At 63.5% G+C, this 19144-nt stretch carries 19 protein-coding genes; 3 read left to right on the forward strand and 16 right to left on the reverse strand.

Annotated features, from left to right (window positions below):
* The first annotated feature begins 1 nt into the window (after position 1).
* Complete coding sequence (locus AC07X4_RS09405) at positions 2-817, forward strand: sulfite exporter TauE/SafE family protein (protein WP_494739923.1); 816 nt, start codon at positions 2-4, stop codon at positions 815-817.
* Positions 818-885: 68 nt separating this feature from the next.
* On the opposite strand, the gene AC07X4_RS09410 is transcribed toward AC07X4_RS09405, so the two are convergent.
* The 4 genes from AC07X4_RS09410 to hemN all read right to left on the reverse strand — a co-directional run bounded on the left by AC07X4_RS09410 (position 886) and on the right by hemN (position 6966).
* Positions 886-3330 (reverse strand): putative bifunctional diguanylate cyclase/phosphodiesterase, encoded by a 2445-nt coding sequence (locus AC07X4_RS09410; RefSeq protein WP_494739924.1) that lies wholly within the window; start codon positions 3328-3330, stop codon positions 886-888.
* Positions 3327-4631, reverse strand: a complete 1305-nt coding sequence (locus AC07X4_RS09415; RefSeq protein WP_494739925.1) for a cyclic di-GMP phosphodiesterase — start codon at positions 4629-4631, stop codon at positions 3327-3329. Before AC07X4_RS09415 ends, AC07X4_RS09410 begins: the two co-directional genes overlap by 4 nt.
* 221 nt (positions 4632-4852) lie before the next feature.
* Complete coding sequence (locus AC07X4_RS09420) at positions 4853-5578, reverse strand: sulfite exporter TauE/SafE family protein (protein ID WP_192421562.1); 726 nt, start codon at positions 5576-5578, stop codon at positions 4853-4855.
* 5 nt (positions 5579-5583) lie between these two features.
* Positions 5584-6966: an oxygen-independent coproporphyrinogen III oxidase gene (hemN, locus tag AC07X4_RS09425; protein WP_056064378.1), complete on the reverse strand. Its 1383-nt coding sequence runs from the start codon at positions 6964-6966 to the stop codon at positions 5584-5586.
* A 189-nt stretch (positions 6967-7155) separates the two neighbouring features.
* Between hemN and fnr the strand changes: the two genes are divergently transcribed.
* Positions 7156-7878 (forward strand): fumarate/nitrate reduction transcriptional regulator Fnr, encoded by a 723-nt coding sequence (gene fnr, locus AC07X4_RS09430; RefSeq protein ID WP_015014806.1) that lies wholly within the window; start codon positions 7156-7158, stop codon positions 7876-7878.
* A 110-nt stretch (positions 7879-7988) separates the two neighbouring features.
* Here fnr and AC07X4_RS09435 read toward each other — a convergent pair whose 3' ends face one another.
* The 9 genes from AC07X4_RS09435 to AC07X4_RS09475 form a co-directional block, all read right to left on the reverse strand.
* The gene (locus AC07X4_RS09435; protein ID WP_056064380.1) at positions 7989-8282 is read right to left on the reverse strand and encodes a hypothetical protein; all 294 of its coding nucleotides are present in this window, start codon (positions 8280-8282) and stop codon (positions 7989-7991) included.
* Positions 8283-8339: 57 nt separating this feature from the next.
* Entirely contained in the window at positions 8340-8618 is a 279-nt protein-coding gene (locus tag AC07X4_RS09440; protein WP_494739926.1) for a FixH family protein, read from the reverse strand.
* A 64-nt stretch (positions 8619-8682) separates the two neighbouring features.
* Positions 8683-10128, reverse strand: coding sequence for a cytochrome c oxidase accessory protein CcoG (ccoG, locus tag AC07X4_RS09445; RefSeq protein ID WP_494739927.1), 1446 nt, complete (start codon positions 10126-10128; stop codon positions 8683-8685).
* 81 nt (positions 10129-10209) lie between these two features.
* Entirely contained in the window at positions 10210-11124 is a 915-nt protein-coding gene (ccoP, locus tag AC07X4_RS09450; protein WP_056064389.1) for a cytochrome-c oxidase, cbb3-type subunit III, read from the reverse strand.
* A gap of 24 nt (positions 11125-11148) precedes the next feature.
* Complete coding sequence (locus AC07X4_RS09455) at positions 11149-11286, reverse strand: CcoQ/FixQ family Cbb3-type cytochrome c oxidase assembly chaperone (RefSeq protein ID WP_015014811.1); 138 nt, start codon at positions 11284-11286, stop codon at positions 11149-11151.
* Between the two features lie 16 nt (positions 11287-11302).
* The gene (gene ccoO, locus AC07X4_RS09460) at positions 11303-11935 is read right to left on the reverse strand and encodes a cytochrome-c oxidase, cbb3-type subunit II (protein WP_056747154.1); all 633 of its coding nucleotides are present in this window, start codon (positions 11933-11935) and stop codon (positions 11303-11305) included.
* Positions 11936-11953: 18 nt separating this feature from the next.
* Positions 11954-13393, reverse strand: coding sequence for a cytochrome-c oxidase, cbb3-type subunit I (gene ccoN, locus AC07X4_RS09465; RefSeq protein WP_056747153.1), 1440 nt, complete (start codon positions 13391-13393; stop codon positions 11954-11956).
* 64 nt (positions 13394-13457) lie between these two features.
* Entirely contained in the window at positions 13458-13595 is a 138-nt protein-coding gene (ccoS, locus tag AC07X4_RS09470; RefSeq protein WP_010460651.1) for a cbb3-type cytochrome oxidase assembly protein CcoS, read from the reverse strand.
* Positions 13595-16102, reverse strand: coding sequence for a heavy metal translocating P-type ATPase (locus AC07X4_RS09475; RefSeq protein ID WP_494739938.1), 2508 nt, complete (start codon positions 16100-16102; stop codon positions 13595-13597). The genes ccoS and AC07X4_RS09475 overlap by 1 nt, the downstream gene beginning before the upstream one ends.
* Before the next feature lie 108 nt (positions 16103-16210).
* Between AC07X4_RS09475 and AC07X4_RS09480 the strand changes: the two genes are divergently transcribed.
* Positions 16211-16654, forward strand: coding sequence for a universal stress protein (locus AC07X4_RS09480; protein WP_056747152.1), 444 nt, complete (start codon positions 16211-16213; stop codon positions 16652-16654).
* A gap of 122 nt (positions 16655-16776) precedes the next feature.
* Here the strand turns inward: AC07X4_RS09480 and AC07X4_RS09485 are convergent, their stop codons facing one another.
* From AC07X4_RS09485 to AC07X4_RS09495, 3 genes are read right to left on the reverse strand one after another with little or no spacing between them, the layout of a single operon-like run.
* Positions 16777-17490 (reverse strand): ABC transporter ATP-binding protein, encoded by a 714-nt coding sequence (locus AC07X4_RS09485; RefSeq protein WP_494739928.1) that lies wholly within the window; start codon positions 17488-17490, stop codon positions 16777-16779.
* Complete coding sequence (locus tag AC07X4_RS09490; RefSeq protein WP_494739929.1) at positions 17487-18257, reverse strand: ABC transporter ATP-binding protein; 771 nt, start codon at positions 18255-18257, stop codon at positions 17487-17489. Before AC07X4_RS09490 ends, AC07X4_RS09485 begins: the two co-directional genes overlap by 4 nt.
* The gene (locus AC07X4_RS09495; protein ID WP_494739930.1) at positions 18254-19135 is read right to left on the reverse strand and encodes a branched-chain amino acid ABC transporter permease; all 882 of its coding nucleotides are present in this window, start codon (positions 19133-19135) and stop codon (positions 18254-18256) included. Before AC07X4_RS09495 ends, AC07X4_RS09490 begins: the two co-directional genes overlap by 4 nt.
* Positions 19136-19144 lie beyond the last annotated feature (9 nt).

The raw sequence follows: 19144 nt of genomic DNA on the forward strand, positions 1-19144 counted from the left end.
CATGCTCGATCCCTTGCTGATTGTTGAACTCGGTGTGCTCGGCCTGGCCACAGGCTTTCTGGCGGGACTCTTGGGCATTGGAGGGGGCATGCTGCTGGTGCCGTTCCTGACCTACATCCTGGGCGCTCGTCAGGTGGCGCCTGACTTGGCGGTGAAGATGGCGATTGCCACCTCCATGGCCACCATCATGTTCACCTCCATCTCCAGCGTGTGTGCCCATCACCGGCGCGGCGCCGTGCGGTGGGACATCGTCCAGCGCCTCGCGCCCGGCATTGTGCTGGGTGGTTTCGTCGCCAGCCTGGGTGTGTTTGCACTGCTCAAGGGCTCGTTTTTGGCGATCTTCTTCGCGCTGTTTGTGAGCTTTTCTGCCACGCAGATGTTTCTGGACAAGAAGCCTGCGCCCACGCGCCAGATGCCGGGTGGCGCAGGCCAGGTGGCGGCAGGCGGCGTGATCGGCTTTCTGTCGGGTCTGGTCGGCGCGGGTGGCGGCTTTGTCAGCGTGCCCTTCATGACCTGGTGCAATGTGCCCATCCACAACGCGGTGGCCACCAGCGCCGCTCTGGGTTTTCCCATCGCGCTGGCCAACGTGATCGGCTACGCCATTGGCGGACAGAACGTGAGCGGCTTGCCACCGGCATCGCTGGGCTATATCTGGCTGCCGGCACTGGGGGTGATTGCCAGCTGCAGCGTGCTGACGGCCCCGCTGGGAGCCAAGGCGGCGCACAATCTTCCCGTCAAGCAGCTCAAGCGCGTGTTTGCCTCGTTGCTGTTTGGCCTGGCGGCCTACATGCTTTGGAAGGGCGTTTCGGCCGTATAAGGCCGATACAGAGGCGGACTCTCGGCCGTCTGCCGAGCCGCAGCCTCCGGTCGCTGAGCGCTGGAGCTTCAGGTGCTCAGCGGTCGGTGACGCCCCTGGGCCTTCAGCGGCAGGGGTTGGCTCAGCATGGCGCGGAACTGGTCTGCCGGCAGCCCCGGCGCACACAAAAAGCCCTGGTAGTGCTCGCACTGCATTTGCTGCAGCACCGCCTGCTGGGTTTCAGTCTCCACCCCTTCGGCCACCACTTCGATGTGCATGGCGCGACCCATGCTGATGATGGCGCTGACAATCGCACGGTCGCCATCGTCGTCGGGCAGGCCGCGCACAAAGGACTGGTCGATCTTCAGCTTGTGAATGGGTAGTTTCTTGAGATAGGCCAGGCTCGAATAGCCGGTGCCGAAATCGTCGATCGCCAGGCCAATGCCCAGGTCGGCCAGCACGCGCAGGCGCTGCTCCATCTCCTGTGCGTCCTGCAGCAGGATGGTTTCTGTCAGTTCCAGCTCCAGCAACGTCGGTGGCAGCTGATGCACCGCCAGCAGGCGCGTGATGCGATCCACAAAATCGGGCTGGCGAAACTCCAGCGCAGACACGTTCACGGAAATCATGATGGGCGTACCGCTGTGCATCCACAGGGCGGCCTCGCGCACCGCTTGCTCCATCACCCAGGCGCCCAGCGTCACGATGTAACCTGATTCTTCGGCCAAGGGAATGAACACTGCGGGCGACACGGCGCCGAACTCTGCATCCGTCCAGCGCAAAAGCGCCTCGGCGCCGGTGATGCGCCCAGTCGCCATATTGACCTGAGGCTGGTAGTGCACGGCCATGCGCTGCAGACCCAGCGCCTGGCGCATCGCATGTTCCATCTGCATGCGCGCAAGCAGGTTGGCGTTCATCTGCGGCTGGTAGAAGCCATAACTGCCGCGCCCACGCTCCTTGACGCGGTACATCGCGGTGTCGGACTGCTTGATGAGGTCGTCCAGCGTAGCGCCATCTTGCGGGTACAGCGCAATACCGATGCTGCACTGGATCGAAAAGCCCATGCTGTCGAGCATGAAGGGCTTGAGCATGTCGTCCAGAATCCGGCGCGCCACGCTCTCCGCAACGGATGCGTCGCCACCGTGCAGGTAGATGACAAATTCATCCCCCCCCAGGCGGCACAGCATGTCGGTTTGCCGCAAACAGGTCTGCAGACGCTCGGCCACCAATTGCAGCACCCGGTCCCCAAAGGGGTGCCCCAGAGAGTCATTGATGATCTTGAATCGGTCCATGTCCAAAAACAGGATCGCAAAGCCGGTGTCGCTCTGGCGTGCTCCCTGGATGGCGGTATCCACCCGCTGAGACAGCAGCAGGCGGTTGGGCAGACCGGTAAGGGCATCGCTGTAGGCCAGCTCTTCGATTCGCTTTTGTGCGGCGTGCTGCAGTGTGAGGTCGCGCATGAAGCCAATGCTTTGCACCAGCCGCCCTTCATCATCCCGCAGGGCCACCCAGGACAACTGGACAGCACAATACGCGCCGTTGTCACGGGGCAGCCACAACTCGCCTTCCCAGAAGCCATCCTGCGCCCAGCCCTGCAGGACCTGCTCCATGAACGAGGCATCCGAGCCACCGCCAAAGAGCGAGGCCGCCACACAGCCTTCAAAACCCTTGGCCGTGGGCCCCACGAGCCGCTCACACCCCGGGTTCATGCGCATGATGCGGTGCTGGCTGTCTGCGATGAAGATCGCATCCAGACTGGACTCGAACACGCGCGCGGCCAGGCGAAGGCTGGCCTGGATCTCCGTCTGGCGGGTAATGTCCCGGAACGAATACACCCGGCCCACCGCACGGCCCTGGCTGAACTGCGGCACCGTGCGCATCTCCAGCACCACACCATTGCGCAACTCGACGATGTCGGTGCTCTCTTGCGTCGGCTCGCGGTCGATGGCTGCCAAGCGTTCGGCATACAAACGGGCGTCTGCGACCTGGTCCGCCATGAAGGCGTATACCGCAGCATCGTCACGCTCTACCAGCAGCTGGCGCGGCAGGTTCCACAGCTGCGCCAGGCGCTGGTTGAATGCCCGCACACCGCGGTCCAGTCCACACACCAGCATGCCGTCGGCAGCGGAATCCAGCGTGGCACGCAGCTCAGAAAGCAATGTCTCCAACTCGCGCTCGGTGGTCTCCTGGCGGCTGCGGTCCAGCATGGTCAGCAGCAGGACACTGGTGCCACTCGCCCCCCAGGGCACTCGCCGGACGCAACGCTGCACCGGTACCAGACTGCCATCGGCACGCAGCAAACTGGTGTGGGCAGGAACGCCTTGGGCAATCACATCGGCCGGCTCGGACCAGAACGCCAGCTCCTGGGGCGTGCTGGCCAGATCCAGCACAGACCGCCCCCGCATGTCGGCGGCAGACAGCCCTGTCAGACGCTCGGCGCCTGCGTTGGCTTGCAGAATGTGCTGGTTTGTCTCATCCAACAGCCACACGGCCTCCTGCAGGCCATCCAGCCATCCGAGCGATTGCAAGTCGTTCACGCCGAGGCCTCGTCAGGGCCGGGACTGACCGCTCGCTCAAAAAAGTAACAGATCCGCTGTCGAGGCGACAGGTAGTCCAGCGCGTCACGCGGGAGCTGCGCGGGCTTGAGGCTGCGCCGTATGCCCAGTTCAGGTACGGTTTCCAGATCCAGTATCGGCGCTTCATCCTTCGGTACGCGCGGGTCGTGCACGATGACCTTGGGCCGCAGGGGCCGCGACGAATTGACCGATGCCACGATGGCATACCGGTCGTTGACCAACTGCACGATGGAGCCGGGCGGGTACACCCCCATCATGCGAATGAAAGCTCCCAGGACCACCGAATCAAACCGCGCCTTGAGCTGGGCAAAGATGACGGATAGCGCCTCATGCGGGGTCAGCGCCGTCACACCCATGGCCGGGTTGCACATCCGGTCATATTGATTGACCAGGGCCAGGACCTGGCTCATGCGCCCCAGGTCAGGCCCCTTCAAGCGCTGGGGAAACCCGCTGCCGTCACACATCTCGTGGTGCCGGGCCACTGCAGTCAGCACCGCATCGGCAAACCCCATGCGTTTGGCCAAGGCAACGGATTCCGCCACGTGGGTCTCGTAGCGCGTGCGCTCCATGGGGATCATGGACGGGGTGGGCTGGCGCAGATTGGGCGGAAGCTTGAGCTTGCCAATGTCGTGGATCAATGCTGCCACACCCAGATCGTGCAGCTCCTCGCTTTTCATGCCCAGGGACCGACCCAGCAGCAGCGAAATCACCATCACATTGATGGGATGCAATCCGTTGCGCTCGCCCACGCCCTCGGACAGCAGCCGGATGACGGAGTCGCCGTTTTCCAGCAGTTCGGTCACGCATCCAGAGACCAGCGCCTCCCCCTTGGCCCTGGCCTGGTCCGGGTGCTCTGACACCGTGCGCTCCATGGACTGGTACTGCCGCGTGGCTTCCGAGAAACGCTGGTTGCAGGCGGCCAAGGCCCGGTTTTGCGCTTCCAGCAGCTCACGGCGACGCTGTGCCTCGGGGTCCACGACAGTGGTCGTGCCAGGCCCGGGCGCATCCAGGCCGTTGGGCGGCGGCACTGTCATTTCAGGCACGCTCCAGGCGGCCGGCACCAGCTCCTGGAGTTCAGGATCGCTCTTCTTGGGGACGTAACGCACCTCGGTCAGTCCCAGCTCCCGCAAGGTGGTGATCTGCTCCGACGACGCCACCCGGAAACTGCTGGTCGGGAACGGATGATGCATCCAGCCCACGTCGAGCTGGATGTACATGCCGACACGCAGTTGGCTGATGTCGATGAGGATGGATGAGTTCACGTCAGGCGCACGATACATGGCGACATCAATGCCACCAATAGTTACGCAGATTATCACCAGTTCCAGTGACGTGGCGAAGAACCGACAGGCCGCGCAGCGATCCGGCAACACTTGACTGAAAGCGGGCCTGGCTGGACCACCCCGGTCCCCGCGACAAAGGCATCGCCCACCTTCCTGCCGCGGGGCGACTGGGGTGATGTGGACGGATCAACGCCGCGCGCTCAGCGGCACCAGAGCGACGGCTTGTAAATGAGATCCATCCACAGCGCCCAGGCAGCTACCGCGCACAGCATGGCGCCTGCGGCCCTCGTGCCCCACTGCGCCCGCGCGAGATTCAGGCGGTTGCGAAGGCTGCTCCAAGCCCAGGGGCCGCCCACCAGCCACACCCCGCTGCCCACTGCAAACAGAGCCATGGTCAGGGCACCCTCCAGCGCCCCCCCGCTGAGCGCCGCGACCAACAGGGCCGAATAGAGCAGTCCACAAGGCATCAGGGCCCACAGGACCCCGGCCGCCATCACTCCGCCCGGTGCCCCGACCAGCGGACGAACACGCGCCCACACGGAGCGGCCCGCCTGCTCCACCCAGGCAGGCTGCCGCGACTGCACCATCATCATGAGCCCCCAGGCCATCACCGCCACATGCATGAGTGTCCAGGCGGGGCGCAGCGCGCTGGTTTGCTGGGTCAGCCATGCCAGACTGTCCATGGCCAAGGCCGCCAGTGCACCTGCGCTGGCATACCCCACCAGGCGCCCTGCGTGAAAGGCCATGGTGCGCTGCAGCGCACCACCACGCGGCGCCCAGCGCACCTCCTGCTCCGCACCACCGTCCGCCTGTGGTGCGCCGCCCTGCCGCACCAATGCTCCGCACGGCGCGGAACACATGGCCAAGCAATGGGACCCGCCAGCGAGTCCCATGAGCAAAGCAGTCCAGCCAACAGTGGCAAGCATAGGTGTCAGATGATGCGCGAAAACCGGGCGCGGTTGCGGTCCGCCTGCAGATAACGGTCAAAAACCATGGCGATACCGCGCACGAAGAACCACCCGGTGGCGGTCACTTCAATGCCCTCCGGCCCCACCCGTACCAACCCCTGCTCCTGCATACCCTCCAGCTGCGCCAACTCTGCTGCGAAGTACTGGCGGAAATCGATCAACCACGCCTGCTCCATCGGCTCGAACAGCAGCTCGCCCTGGCACATCAGGGCCATGATGGCCGCGCGGCGCACCAGGTCGTCGCGGGTCAGGGCGAGCCCGCGGACCACAGGTAGCCGCCCCTGGTCCAGGAAGTCGTAGTACTCGTCCAGCGTCTTCGAGTTCTGGCTGTAAGTCGCCCCTACCCGGCCGATGGCCGATACGCCCAGCCCAATCAGGTCGCAGTCTGGCTGCGTGCTGTAGCCCTGGAAGTTGCGGTGCAAGCGTCCCTGGCGCTTGGCCACAGCCAGTGCGTCGGTAGGCAGAGCAAAGTGGTCCATGCCCACATAGACATACCCAGCGTCCATGAACGCATCGAGTGAGCGCGAGAGCATGGACAGCTTGCTCGCGCCTGTGGGCAATTCGGCGGAGATGATGCGACGCTGTGGCTTGAAACGCTCCGGCAAGTGTGCATAGGCATACAACGCAATGCGGTCAGGCCGCAGCTGCGCCACCTGCGCCAGCGTGCGGTCAAAAGACTCTGGCGTCTGGCGCGGCAGGCCGTAGATCAGGTCCACGTTCACCGAATCAAATCCCAGCGAGCGGGCGGACTCCACCAGTGCAAAAACCTGCTCTGCAGGCTGAATGCGGTGCACGGCCTTTTGCACTTCGGCATCAAAGTCCTGCACGCCAAAACTCAGGCGGTTAAAGCCCAATTCAGCCAGGAGCGCCAGACGCTCGGAGTTGACCGTGCGCGGATCCACTTCGATCGAGTATTCGCCCCCGGGCGCCAGCGTGAAGCTGCGCTTGAGCATGGCCATCAGCTCCCGCAAGCCCGCATCGGAGAGGAAGGTGGGCGTGCCACCGCCCAGGTGCAATTGGCTCACCACCTGTCCTACGCCACAGTGCGCGGTGTGCAGGTCGATCTCGCGGCTCAGATAGCGCAAGTAGACCTCGGCGCGGTCATGGTGTTTGGTGATGATCTTGTTGCAGGCGCAGTAGTAGCACAGGGATTCGCAAAACGGGATGTGCACGTACAGGGACAGCGGCATGGCCTTGGCCAGCGTGCCCGAACGGCGCTGTTGCAGCGCCAGCACATAATCTTCCTGACCGAAGGCCTCCACAAATCGGTCGGCCGTTGGATAGGACGTATAACGGGGCCCTGGCACGTCAAAGCGGCGCAGAAGATCTGGCGAAACAGCAGTCATGGGGAAATTTCCTTGCGTACACCTTGACTGTGCCGTAGGCTCCGGGACATGTCCTTGACCTGCATCAAGTGAACCAACAAGCGATACGGCGACAATTTGATGAAGGTCAGCCGCTCGCCCGCGCCCTGTATTCAGGTTCGTGTACGGCATGCACGATATGCTCGACCAACAACCCAAGTCCATGTGCCTATGAACCCGCTCACCATCAAAGTCGCCTGCTCCAACTGCAACCTCCGCGAGCTGTGCATGCCCGTGGGCTTGAACGAAGAGCAGCTCCAGCGCATTGACGAGGTGGTTGCCGTCCGTCGCAAAGTCAAACGCGGAGGGACGCTGTTTCGCAATGGCGAGTCCTTCACGTCCCTGTATGCCATCCGCACCGGGTTCTTCAAGACCTGCGTGGCCACAGAAGACGGTCGCGACCAGGTCACGGGCTTTCAGATGGCGGGCGAGATCATCGGGCTTGACGGTATCGTCAATGACCACCATACCTGTGATGCGGTGGCACTTGAAGACGCCGAAGTGTGTGTCATGCCCTTCGACCGCATTGAAGAGCTGTCACGCGAAGTCACAGCCCTGCAGCACCACGTGCACAAGATCATGAGTCGCGAGATCGTGCGCGAGCACGGCGTGATGTTGCTGCTGGGCAGCATGCGTGCCGAAGAACGCCTGGCCGCCTTTTTGCTGAACCTGGTGCAGCGCCTGCATGCACGGGGCTTCTCGCAGTCGGAACTGGTGTTGCGCATGACGCGCGAAGAAATCGGCAGCTACCTCGGCCTCAAACTCGAAACGGTCAGCCGGACCTTCTCCAAGTTTGTGGAAGAAGGGATCGTGGAAGTCAAACAGCGCCATGTGCGCATCCTCGACACCGATGCCCTGCGACGCATCGTGAACAGCCAGCAGACCTGCCACTGACGACACTGACACCGAGCCACTTCCACGCGGAGGGCCGGTTCCGCACCAAGTACAACCATCTCTTGCGAAACGGCATGCATTGCATGCCCAGACAAGCAGGCGAAAAGGGTTCAGGGGCAGGACGATGTCTTGCGGCAATCGTCGGGGCGCTCCCCATCGGGCACCGGGCACCGGTTGACCTCGAACGGAGACATGGACAGCAGTGTCGTCAATGCGCTCGTGGCCATGGTGATGGCCCAAAACACAAAAAATGCGAGGGTGTACACCCCTTGCCGTGACAGCGCCAGGGGCTGGCCGAACCAGTGCAGGTCCTGGGGGTCCACCATGGCAAAAACCAGCATCTCCAGCACGCCCGCCATCAAGAAGGCGGGCCATGCAATCCACATCAGGCGTTGCGTCCACATATCGGTTCTGTCTCCTGGTGCTGCCTGGGGTCGCTGGGGGCAGCGACCGGAGGGTTGTCAGCGTGGTTGGTCTTGCACAGGGGTGGCCGCATGGTTGCGGGCCTTGAGGGCCGGTGCCAGGCTTTTCTCCGGCGCCACCAAGGTCTTATTGATCTCAATGCCCTGGCGGTAGTAATCCTCGGCTACCACCGGGTCAGGCCGAGAAATCGCCAGCCACAGCGTCACAAAGCCAGCCACGATCACGATGGCAGGCCCGGCAATCACCAGCCACACATGGCCGAACTTCCACCAGGGCACGGGAATTGCCGGTGTCGCGATGGCAGGGTTTGAAGACATGGTGCTCTACTCCTCAACAATATCGGTCAAAGTGCGGCCCTGAAAGGCCCCACCGGGATGCCGCTCAACGCGGCACAAGAAACACGGATTTTTCCGTCACATGGGCAGCTGCCCCTACGGCCTGCACGTCAAACTGAACCGCATGCGAGCCCGAAGTGGCAGAACCGTACGGAATCTGCAAACGCACGGCCACCCAGCGCGACTCTGCTGCGCCAATATCCACTTCGGCCTCGGAGGCCACCTCCAGCCCCTCCAGTCCACGCGCGCTGATGCGGTAGCGCTGTTCGCCCTCCGTGGCATTCATGATCTGCAGCCGGTAAATATTCTCCAGTTTGCCCCCCGCCACAATGCGCGAGAGCGCGGCCCGGTCACGCACGACATCCACCTTCAGCGGCGTGCGCACCACCAGGCTGGCCAGCATGGCAACGCACAGTGCTACCAGTACGGCGGTGTAGATCAGCACACGCGGACGCAACACGCGACGCAGCATCTGGGACTGCGTCCAGCGCTTGGCCACGCCGTTCTGGGTGGAATAGCGGATCAGGCCACGCGGGTACTGCATCTTGTCCATCACCGTATTGCAGGCGTCCACACACAACCCGCAACCAATGCACTCATATTGCAAGCCCTTCCGGATATCGATGCCCACCGGACAGACCTGCACACACAGCGAGCAGTCAATGCAGTCGCCAAGCCCCTGGGCCTTGTAGTCAATGTTCTTCTTGCGCGGGCCGCGCTGCTCGCCACGCTCAGGGTCGTAGGTGACGATGAGCGTGTCTTTATCAAACATTGCGCTCTGAAAGCGCGCATAGGGGCACATGTACTTACAGACCTGCTCGCGCATGAAGCCTGCGTTGCCGTAGGTGGCAAAACCGTAGAACAGCACCCAGAAAATCTGCCAGCCGCCTTCAAACGCCAGCAGCTCGCTGCCCAGTTCGCGGATGGGCACGAAGTACCCTACGAAAGTGAACCCAGTCCACAGGGCCACGGCGATCCACACCACCTGCTTGAGAAACTTTTTGCGGATCTTCTCGAACGTCCAGGGACCGTTGTCCAGACGGAGGCGGGCACTGCGATCGCCTTCGATCTTGTGCTCGATCCACATGAACATTTCGGTGTACACCGTCTGCGGACAGGCAAAGCCACACCAAAGGCGCCCTGCCACGGCGGTGAAGAGGAACAGCGACAGCGCCGAAATGATCAGAAGGCCGGTGAGATAGATGAAATCCTGCGGATATAGCACCAAGCCAAAGATGTAGAACCTGCGAGCCCCCAAATCAAACAGCACCATCTGGCGCTGGCCCCATTCAAACCACGGCAGCCCGTAAAACACCAGCTGCGTCAAAAGCACCATGCCCCAACGCCAGCGCGCAAACAATCCGCTGATCGAGCGCGGGTAGATCTTCTTTTGCGCTTCGTACAGCGAGATGATCTCGCCCGCAGAGGACGCATCGGCGGCGACTGGCGTAATCGGGATGACCTTGCGAGCAGGCTCGCTGGGTGTGCTCATGGTGTCGCTTTATGAACGGAGGACAGGCTTACTCTGAAAAGAAAACCCGGGCAGTGCCTCAAGCACCGCCCGGCGGACATATCAACGTGCAGCCACCTGCTTGTTCGACAGGCCCCACACATAGGCAGAGAGTACGCCGATCTGCGCCTCGGTCAACTTCTCGGCCTGTGCAGGCATCTGGTTGACCTTTCCGTTGTTGATCATGGCCGTGATGGCAGCCTCGCCCCAGCCATGCAGCCAGATGTCGTCGGTCAGGTTGGGTGCACCCAGTGCCTGGTTGCCCTTGCCATCCATGCCGTGGCAGGCCGCGCAAGCCGCAAATTTGGACTTGCCCAGCGATGCACGCAGCGAGTCGTGCGGGCTACCCGACAGGCTCAACACGTAATGCGACAGGTTGCGCACGTCTTCTGGGGTTCCCACGGCCGCTGCCATAGGAGGCATGTTGCCGATGCGGCCCTTCTCCAGCGTCTCGCGGATCTTTTCGGGTGTGCCGCCATGCAGCCAGTCGTTGTCCGTCAGGTTCGGGAAGCCCTTGCTGCCGCGTGCATCCGAGCCGTGGCACTGCGCGCAGTTGTTCATGAACAAGCGCTCGCCAATGGCATGGGCCTGCGGGTCCTTGGCCACGTCTTCGGGCTTCATGGATACAAAGCGGGCATACAGGGGCTCCAGCTCCGTCTTGGCCTTGGCCATTTCGGCTTCGTACTCCCCCTTTTGCGTCCAGTTGAGCTTGCCGGTAAAGCTGCCAAGACCTGGGTAGGCAGCCAGGTAGCCCAGGCCAAAGACGATGGTGATGACGAACAGCCACACCCACCAGCGCGGCAGGGGGTTGTTCATTTCGACCAGGTCCTCGTCCCAGACGTGGCCGGTGGTGTTGTCGGAGGTGGCAACCACCTTCTTGCGGCCTGCCATCCAAAGCAGGATGCCGCAGGCGATGATGCCGACCAGGGTCAGCGTGGTCACAAAGACCGACCAGAAGTTGCTGGTGAAGTCACTCATGGGGTGTTCTCGTTCTGGTGAAGGTCAATCTGTCTCGAAAGGCAGCTGGGCTGCCTCGTCGAACCGGGCCTTGTTGCGGCCTCGGTAGGCCCAGACCCAGATGCCAATGAAGCAGGCCATCGATGCCAGAGTGGCGACGATGCGCATGGTGGTGATGTCCATGGGATATCTCCTTTGCTTACTTGAGCGCACGGCCCATGACTTGCAGGTAGGCGATGAGCGCGTCCTGCTCCGTCTTGCCCTTGACCTCGCCCGCCGCAGCAGTGATCTGCTCGTCGGTGTAAGGCACGCCCACGGTGCGCAGGGCCTTCATGCGGGGAGCCATCACTGCAGGGTCCACCTGGTTCTTTTCGAGCCAGGGGTACGCGGGCATGTTGGACTCGGGCACCACATCGCGGGGGTTGTTCAGGTGGATGCGATGCCATTCGTCGCTGTACTTGCCACCCACGCGGTGCAGGTCAGGCCCCGTGCGCTTGCTGCCCCACTGGAAGGGATGGTCATACACAAACTCGCCCGCCACCGAGTAGTGCCCGTAGCGCAGCGTCTCGGCGCGGAAGGGGCGGATCATCTGCGAATGGCAGTTGTAGCAACCCTCGCGGATGTAGATGTCGCGGCCCGCCAGCTGCAGGGCGTTGTAGGGCTCCACGCCCTTGACGGCCTCGGTCGTGGACTTCTGGAAGAACAGGGGCACGATCTCGACCAGACCACCAATGGCGATCACGATCAGGATGAGCACGATCATCAGAAAGTTGTTGGTCTCCACCTTTTCATGGGAGAAACCGGTCGAAGCAGATGTGTTGTTGTTGGACATGAATGATCTCCTTCGGACTCAAGCGTGGGCCGCGTTCACAGCAGGAATGGCCACCTTGACCGAACGGCCCGAGATGGCAGTCAGCCACACGTTCCAGGCCATGACCAGCATGCCGCCCAGGTACAGCAAGCCACCCGCCACACGGATCACATAGAAGGGATAGGTGGCCTTCACGCTTTCCACGAAGGTGTAGGTCAGGGTGCCGTCGGGGTTGACCGCGCGCCACATCAGGCCCTGCATCACGCCGGCAATCCACATCGCTGCGATGTACAGCACGATGCCGATGGTGGCCATCCAGAAGTGCAGCTCGATCGCTTTGACGGAGTGCATCTTGTCCTTGCCGAACAGGCGCGGCACCAGGTAGTACAGCGAACCCATCGAGATCAGACCCACCCAGCCCAGGGCGCCGGAGTGCACGTGGCCAATGGTCCAGTCGGTGTAGTGGCTCAGGGCATTGACGGTCTTGATGGACATCATCGGGCCTTCGAACGTGGACATGCCGTAGAACGACAGCGACACGATCAGGAAGCGCAGGATGGGGTCGTCACGCAGCTTGTGCCATGCGCCCGACAGGGTCATGATGCCGTTGATCATGCCGCCCCAGCTGGGGGCCAGCAGGATGAGCGAGAACACCATGCCCACCGATTGCGTCCAGTCGGGCAGCGCGGTGTAGTGCAGGTGGTGTGGGCCGGCCCACATGTAGGTGAAGATCAGCGCCCAGAAGTGGACGATCGACAGGCGGTAGCTGTACACCGGACGGCCCGCCTGCTTGGGGATGAAGTAGTACATCATGCCCAGGAAGCCAGCGGTCAGGAAGAAGCCCACTGCATTGTGGCCGTACCACCATTGCACCATGGCGTCCTGCACACCGGCATAGGCCGAGTAGCTCTTCATCATGCCCGCAGGGATGGCTGCGCTGTTCACCAGGTGCAGCAGAGCCACGGCCAGGATGAAGGCACCAAAGAACCAGTTGGCCACATAGATGTGCTTGACCTTGCGGGTGCCAATGGTTCCGAAGAACACGATGGCATAGGACACCCAGACCAGCGTGATCAGGATGTCAATGGGCCATTCAAGTTCAGCGTATTCCTTGCCTTGGGTGTAGCCCATTGGCAGGCTGACGACCGCTGCCGCAATGACCAGCACCCAGCCCCAGAAGGTGAATGCAGCCAGGGGACCGGCAAAAAGCCGGACCTGGCAGGTGCGCTGCACCACGTAGTAGCTGGTAGCAAACAGCGCGCTGCCGCCAAAACCAAAGATCACCGCATTGGTGTGCAAAGGTCGCAAGCGGCCATAACTCAGCCACGGAATGCCAAAGTTGAGTTCTGGCCAAGCCAACTGGGCGGCGATGATGACGCCCACCAGCATGCCGACCACCCCCACCACCACGGCCAGGATAGAGAACTGCCGCACGACAGTGTCGTTGTAGTGCGCAGCATTTGTTTTTGGAAAATCCATCGGGCACCTCTTTGTATTGCAGTAAGAGTTTGTTGCAGTCGCGGCTATCGGGCATTGACACAAGTCAACCGTCTCTGAGAATGCGCTCCCCCTCTTGTTCGACGCTCTCGAACTGCCCGTGGTACACCGCCCACCACAGGCCTCCCAGAATCAGGAGCACCAGCATCACGGACAAAGGAATCAGCAAATAAAGGATGTCCATCAGACAGGCTCCAGTGAGGTCTTCGAAAGATCAACGGACGGCTGCGGCGCGCTGCCAGCCATGGGTTCGGGGCGTGCAGGCAACGCCACCGCGGGCAATGGCGCACTGTGCGAGCCATGCAAGGAAGGCAGGTCGCGCGCCAGGCGCGCTGCGTTGAGCACCACCAGCAGCGAACTCAGCGCCATGCCCAGCCCGGCCAGCCAAGCGGGCATCCAGCCCAGCACCGCCAGCGGCACACACAGCGCGTTGTAGGCGGCGGCCCACCACAGGTTCTGGCGCACCACGCGCAGGGTGCGGCGTGCCAGCAGCACCGTCTGCGGCACCAGCACCAGGCTGTCGCCCAGCACCACAAAGTCCGCCCGGGACTGCGCCAGTGGCACTGCGCGGCCGAAGGCAAAAGAGACATGGGCCCCCGCAAGCACCGGGCCGTCATTGAGGCCATCGCCCACCATGGCCACGTGGTGTCCTTGCGACTGCAGTGCCTGCAGCGCGGCCAGCTTGCCCTGCGGAGTGCACTCGCCCTGGGCCTGGGCAATGCCCGCCTGCGCGGCCACCCGCTGCACTGCACCCCGGCGGTCACCCGACAGCAATTGCACGGCCACACCGTCCTGCTGCAAGGCGTGCACCACGGCGGAGGCCTCGGCCCGCAGGTCTTCCACCAGATCAAAGCGGGCCAGTTCGCACAAGGCTCCATCTGCCGATTGCTCAGAGAGCACGACCTGCAGCGCAGCACCGCCTGCATCGTTGGCAACGCCCGCATGGCGGGCAGAGCCCAGGCGGATCGTGCGAGCAACTGCTGCCCCGGTGGTGTCCTCCACGGTAGCAGTCAGCCCCTGCCCTGCATCCTCTTGCAGACCCATCACCTGCCAACGCCCCAACGGCAGCTGCTGTGCAGAAGCCGCCGCAGCCAAGGCCCGCGAAGCCGGGTGCATGGACTGGCGCGCGAGCGCTGCGGCCAAGTCCAGCGCCTCTTCTGCGCTGCAACTGCCCGCAGGATGCACCGCTTGCAGCGCCATGCCGTCGCGGGTCAGCGTACCGGTCTTGTCAAACACCATGGTGTCCACCTGGGCCAACGCCTCCAGCCCCTGCAGATTGCGCACCAGCACGCCGTGGCGCGCCAGCGTGCCTGCCGCCGTGAGCATGGCCACCGGGGTGGCCAGCGACAACGCGCACGGGCAGGTGACGATGAGCACGGCCACCCCCACCATCAGCGCATGCCCGGGGTCCGACGGCCACCAGTAGGCAACCGCCAGCGCCGCCGCCAGCAACACGGCGACCAGGAAAGGCCGCGCAATGCGGTCCGCCAGCTGCGCCAGCCGTGGCTTCTGCAGCGATGCGCTCTCCATCAGTGCCACGATCTGCGCAAAGCGGGTTTGCCCACCCGTGCCTTCCACCAGCACCTCGACCGGCGCCTGCAGGTTGTAGCTGCCCGCCGTCACGGCGCTGCCAACAGGGCGTGCAACGGGTGTGGATTCGCCCGTCAGCAGAGCCTCATCGGCGTGGGTGCTGCCTGCCGTGATGCGGCCGTCGGCGGGAAACGCCTCGCCGGGCAGCACACGGATGGTGTCCCCCACCACAATGCGCCGCGTGGCCACGCGGGTGAAGCTGCCATCCGCTGCGCGCCGCTCCACACTGTCGGGCAGGCGGTTCATCACGGCCTCCAGCGCACCCGCCGTGCGATCCCGCAGGCGCAGCTCCAGCCAGCGGCCGGTGAGCAGGAAGAACACGAACATGGTCAAGGAGTCGTAATACACCTCCTTGCCAAAGATGCCTGCAGGGTCAAAAGTGCCAGCGGTGCTGACCACGAACGTGATGGCCATGCCCAACGCCACGGGCAGGTCCATGCTGACGCGGCGCAGGCGAATGTCGCGCAGCGCGCTGGTAAAAAAAGGACCGCAGGAAAACACCACCATGGGCAGCGTGATGACCCAGGAGGCCCAGCGCAACAGCTGCTCCATCTCGCCCGACAGGTCGCCCGGCTGTGCCACGTAGGCGGGCCACGCATACATCATCACCTGCATCATGCAAAAGCCCGCCACCAGCCAGCGCCACAGCGCACGGCGGCTCTCGCGCAGGCGCTGGTCGCGCGCAAACGCATCCATGGCGGGCATGGCACGGTAACCCGCGTGGCGCACGGCCTCCATCCACTGCGACGGCAATACCCGGCCAGGCTGCCACACCACGCGCGCCCGGCGCGTAGCGGCGCTCACATCGGCTTGCAACACGCCGGGCACGGCCCGCAGGGCGTCTTCGATCGTGAGGGCACAGGCCGCGCAGTGCATGCCCTCCAGCACCACATGGGAGTCCCATGCGGTGGCTGCACCGTCGGCCGTTGCAGGGTCGGTGGCGCCACCTGGCAAGGGGCTACCGGCAGGGGTGCAGGGTCGGCCGAACGCCAGCCATTCCTGGGGGTCATCCAGCAGCTCTACCCGCTGCAGCGGCAACGGATCTGCCACGCTGTCAGAAGGATGCACCGCAGAAGAAGCCGGCGCACCGGGTTGAAACATGGACATGGTTCAAGCCTATCTGTGGGGCATGACAACTACATTGACCTGGATCAAGCCCCGGAACATGATTCATCCTAAGCTTGTTCCATCACTTTGAGGAGCCCTTTTATGTACAAACGCATCCTGATCGCTACAGACGGATCCCCTCTGTCGGACAAAGCGGTGGAACATGGCCTGTCTCTGGCCGCACTGACCGGCGCCACCGTGGTCGCCCTCAAGGTGGTGCCCCGCTACCCCCGCAGCTACTTTGAAGGCGGCATGCCGGTGGACATGAACGACGTCAAACGCATCGAAGCCCAGTGGGGCGATGCCGCACAGGCCATGGTCGATGGAGTGAAAGCCCAGGGCGGCGCACAAGGCGTGACCGTGAAGGCCGTGGTCGCCAAGTCCGACCTGGTGGCCGAAGCCGTGATTGCAGCCGCCAAGAAGCACAAGTGCGACCTGATCGTGATGGCATCGCACGGCCGCAAGGGCCTCAAGCGCCTGCTGTTGGGCAGCGAGACGCAGCATGTGCTGACGCATTCGCACATCCCTGTGCTGGTGCTTCGTTAAGCATCAAAACAGCTGCTGGCGCTAGTACAACATGCGCTAGTAGCTATTGAATATATAGCAGAACACCGAGCAGGCGTGCAGCCTCCTCGGTGTTCTTCATTCAGGGCCGGGTGCCCTGTGGCTCAGTGGTTGCCCAGGTAAAGCTGCACCATGCGCTCATCGGCCAGCAGCCCCTGCGCCGGGCCCTGCAGCACGCAGCGCCCCTGGTCCAGGATGTAGCCCTGCTGGCTGATCTGCAGCGCCTGGCGCGCGCGCTGCTCCACCATCAGCACCGCCACGCCCGCTGCGGGCAGCTTCTGCACCATGTCAAACACCTTGCCGACAAGTGACGGTGCCAGCGCCGCCGTGGGCTCGTCCAGCACCATGATGCGCGGCGATGGCATGAGGGCCCGTGCAAAGGCCAGCTGCTGGCGCTCGCCGCCCGAAAGGTTGCTGGCGGGCTGAGGCAATCGTTCCACCAGCGCCGGAAAGTCGGCCAGCACCTCGTCCATGCGGCGCTTGATGTTTGCCACGCCGCGCACCACCAACAGGTTCTCGCGCACGGTGAGCGACGGGAACACATTGGCCACCTGCGGCACGTAGGCCAGCCCTGCGTCAAAGCGGTCTTCGGCCGACAAGGCCGTGATGTCGCGCCCCCCCAGGTGGATGGTGCCCGCCACCCGTGGCAACAGGCCCAGCAGCGCCTTCACCAGGGTGGACTTGCCTGCGCCGTTGGTGCCCGCAATGGTCACGATCTCGCCCGGCGCCACGGCCAGGTCAATGCCGTGGATGATGTCCACCTCGGAATACCCGCCGCGCAATTGCGCGATCTGCAGCAAGTTGTCTGCGCCGCTCATACCACCCCTCCCATGTAGGCTTCCTGCACACGCGGGTCGTCCAGCACCGTGTGCGGATCACCCTCGGCCAGGATGGAGCCCCGGTCCATCACGATCATGCGGTTGGACAGCGACTTGAGCGCCTGCAGGTGGTGCTCGATCACGATGAACGCGATGCCCCGCCCGTTCAGCTCGCGCACGCGGTCACAGATCTCTTCGATCAGCACCGGGTTCACCCCGGCAAACGGCTCGTCCAGCAAGATGCAGCGCGGGTCCAGCATCAGCACCCGGCCCAGCTCCACCAGCTTCTTCTGCCCGCCCGACAAGCCCCCCGCCTTCACATCGCGCACCCGCGCCAGGTTCAAAAACTGGAGGATTCGGTCCGCCTTGGCAGACAACTGCGCCTCGTGCTCGCGCAGACTGCGCGTCTGGAAGAAGGCATTCACCAGCCGCTCCCCTTGCGGGTTGGCGGCAGCGGCCATCAGGTTCTCGTGCACCGTGAGGCTCTTGAACTCGCGCGGAATCTGGAACGTGCGCACCAGCCCTAGCCGCGCGCGGCGGTAGGGGGGCATGCGGGTGATGTCATGCCCGTCAAACTCGATCTGCCCTGCATCCGCTGGCTGCTGCCCGGCAATGGCGGCAAACAGTGTGCTCTTGCCCGCACCGTTGGTGCCTGCAATGCCCAGAATCTCGCCCGTGCCCAGTTGCAGCGACACACCGTCCACCGCCTTGAAGCCCCCGAATTGCCGCGTGACGGCCTCCACCTTCAGCATCGTTGTTGCGGTCATTGGGTTTTGCCTCCAAACAGGCCGTTGGGCTTGTACAGGGTGACCAGAATCAGCGCCAGGCCCACCGCAGCCAAGCGCAGGCTGGCCATGCCAACTTCTGACACGCCCGGCACCCAGTCCTTGGCAAAGCGCGAGCCCTCCAGAAACACCATGAGCAGCAGCGAGCCAAACACCGCACCGCGCACGGTGCCCGAGCCGCCCATCACCAGTCCCATCCACACATAAAACGTGATGAGCGGGATGAACTGCTCTGGCGTGACGAAGGTGATGAAGTGCGCATAGAACGCCCCCGCTACACCCGCCAGCGCCGCCCCCAGCATGAACACCTGCACCTTGAACCAGGCAGGGTCCTTGCCCAAGGCCGACAGCGCAGGCTCATCGTCGCCAATGGCCTTGAGCAGCCGCCCAAACGGGCTGGCCGCCAGGCGCACCGTGCCCCAGGCCACCACAGCGACCACCGCCAGCAGCGTGGCAAAAATCGCCATGTCCGACACACCACTGCCCCACGACGCAAACAGCTTGGGCAAGCCGGGCAAGCCCTGCACGCCCTTGGTCAGCCAGCTCTCTTGCTGGATGGAAATACGCACCGCCTCGGAAAAACCCAGCGTCACGATGGCCAGGTAGTCATCGCGCAGGCGCAGCGACAGCAGGCCAATGGGCAGCGCCAGCAAGCCCGAGAGCACAGCCGCCGCCACAAAACACAGCACCAGCGGCACGCCTTGCAGCGCCAGCAGGCCGGATGTGTAGGCGCCCACGGCAAAGAACGCCACGACGCCAAAGTTGACCAGCCGGGTCAGGCCGAACTGCAGGTTCAGGCCCAGCGCCAGCAGGCAGTAAATAAGGGCAACGATGCCAATGGCACAGAGGTAAGCAATCATCGGTCGAAC

The sequence above is a fragment of the Acidovorax sp. GW460-11-11-14-LB4 genome (assembly GCF_059423685.1).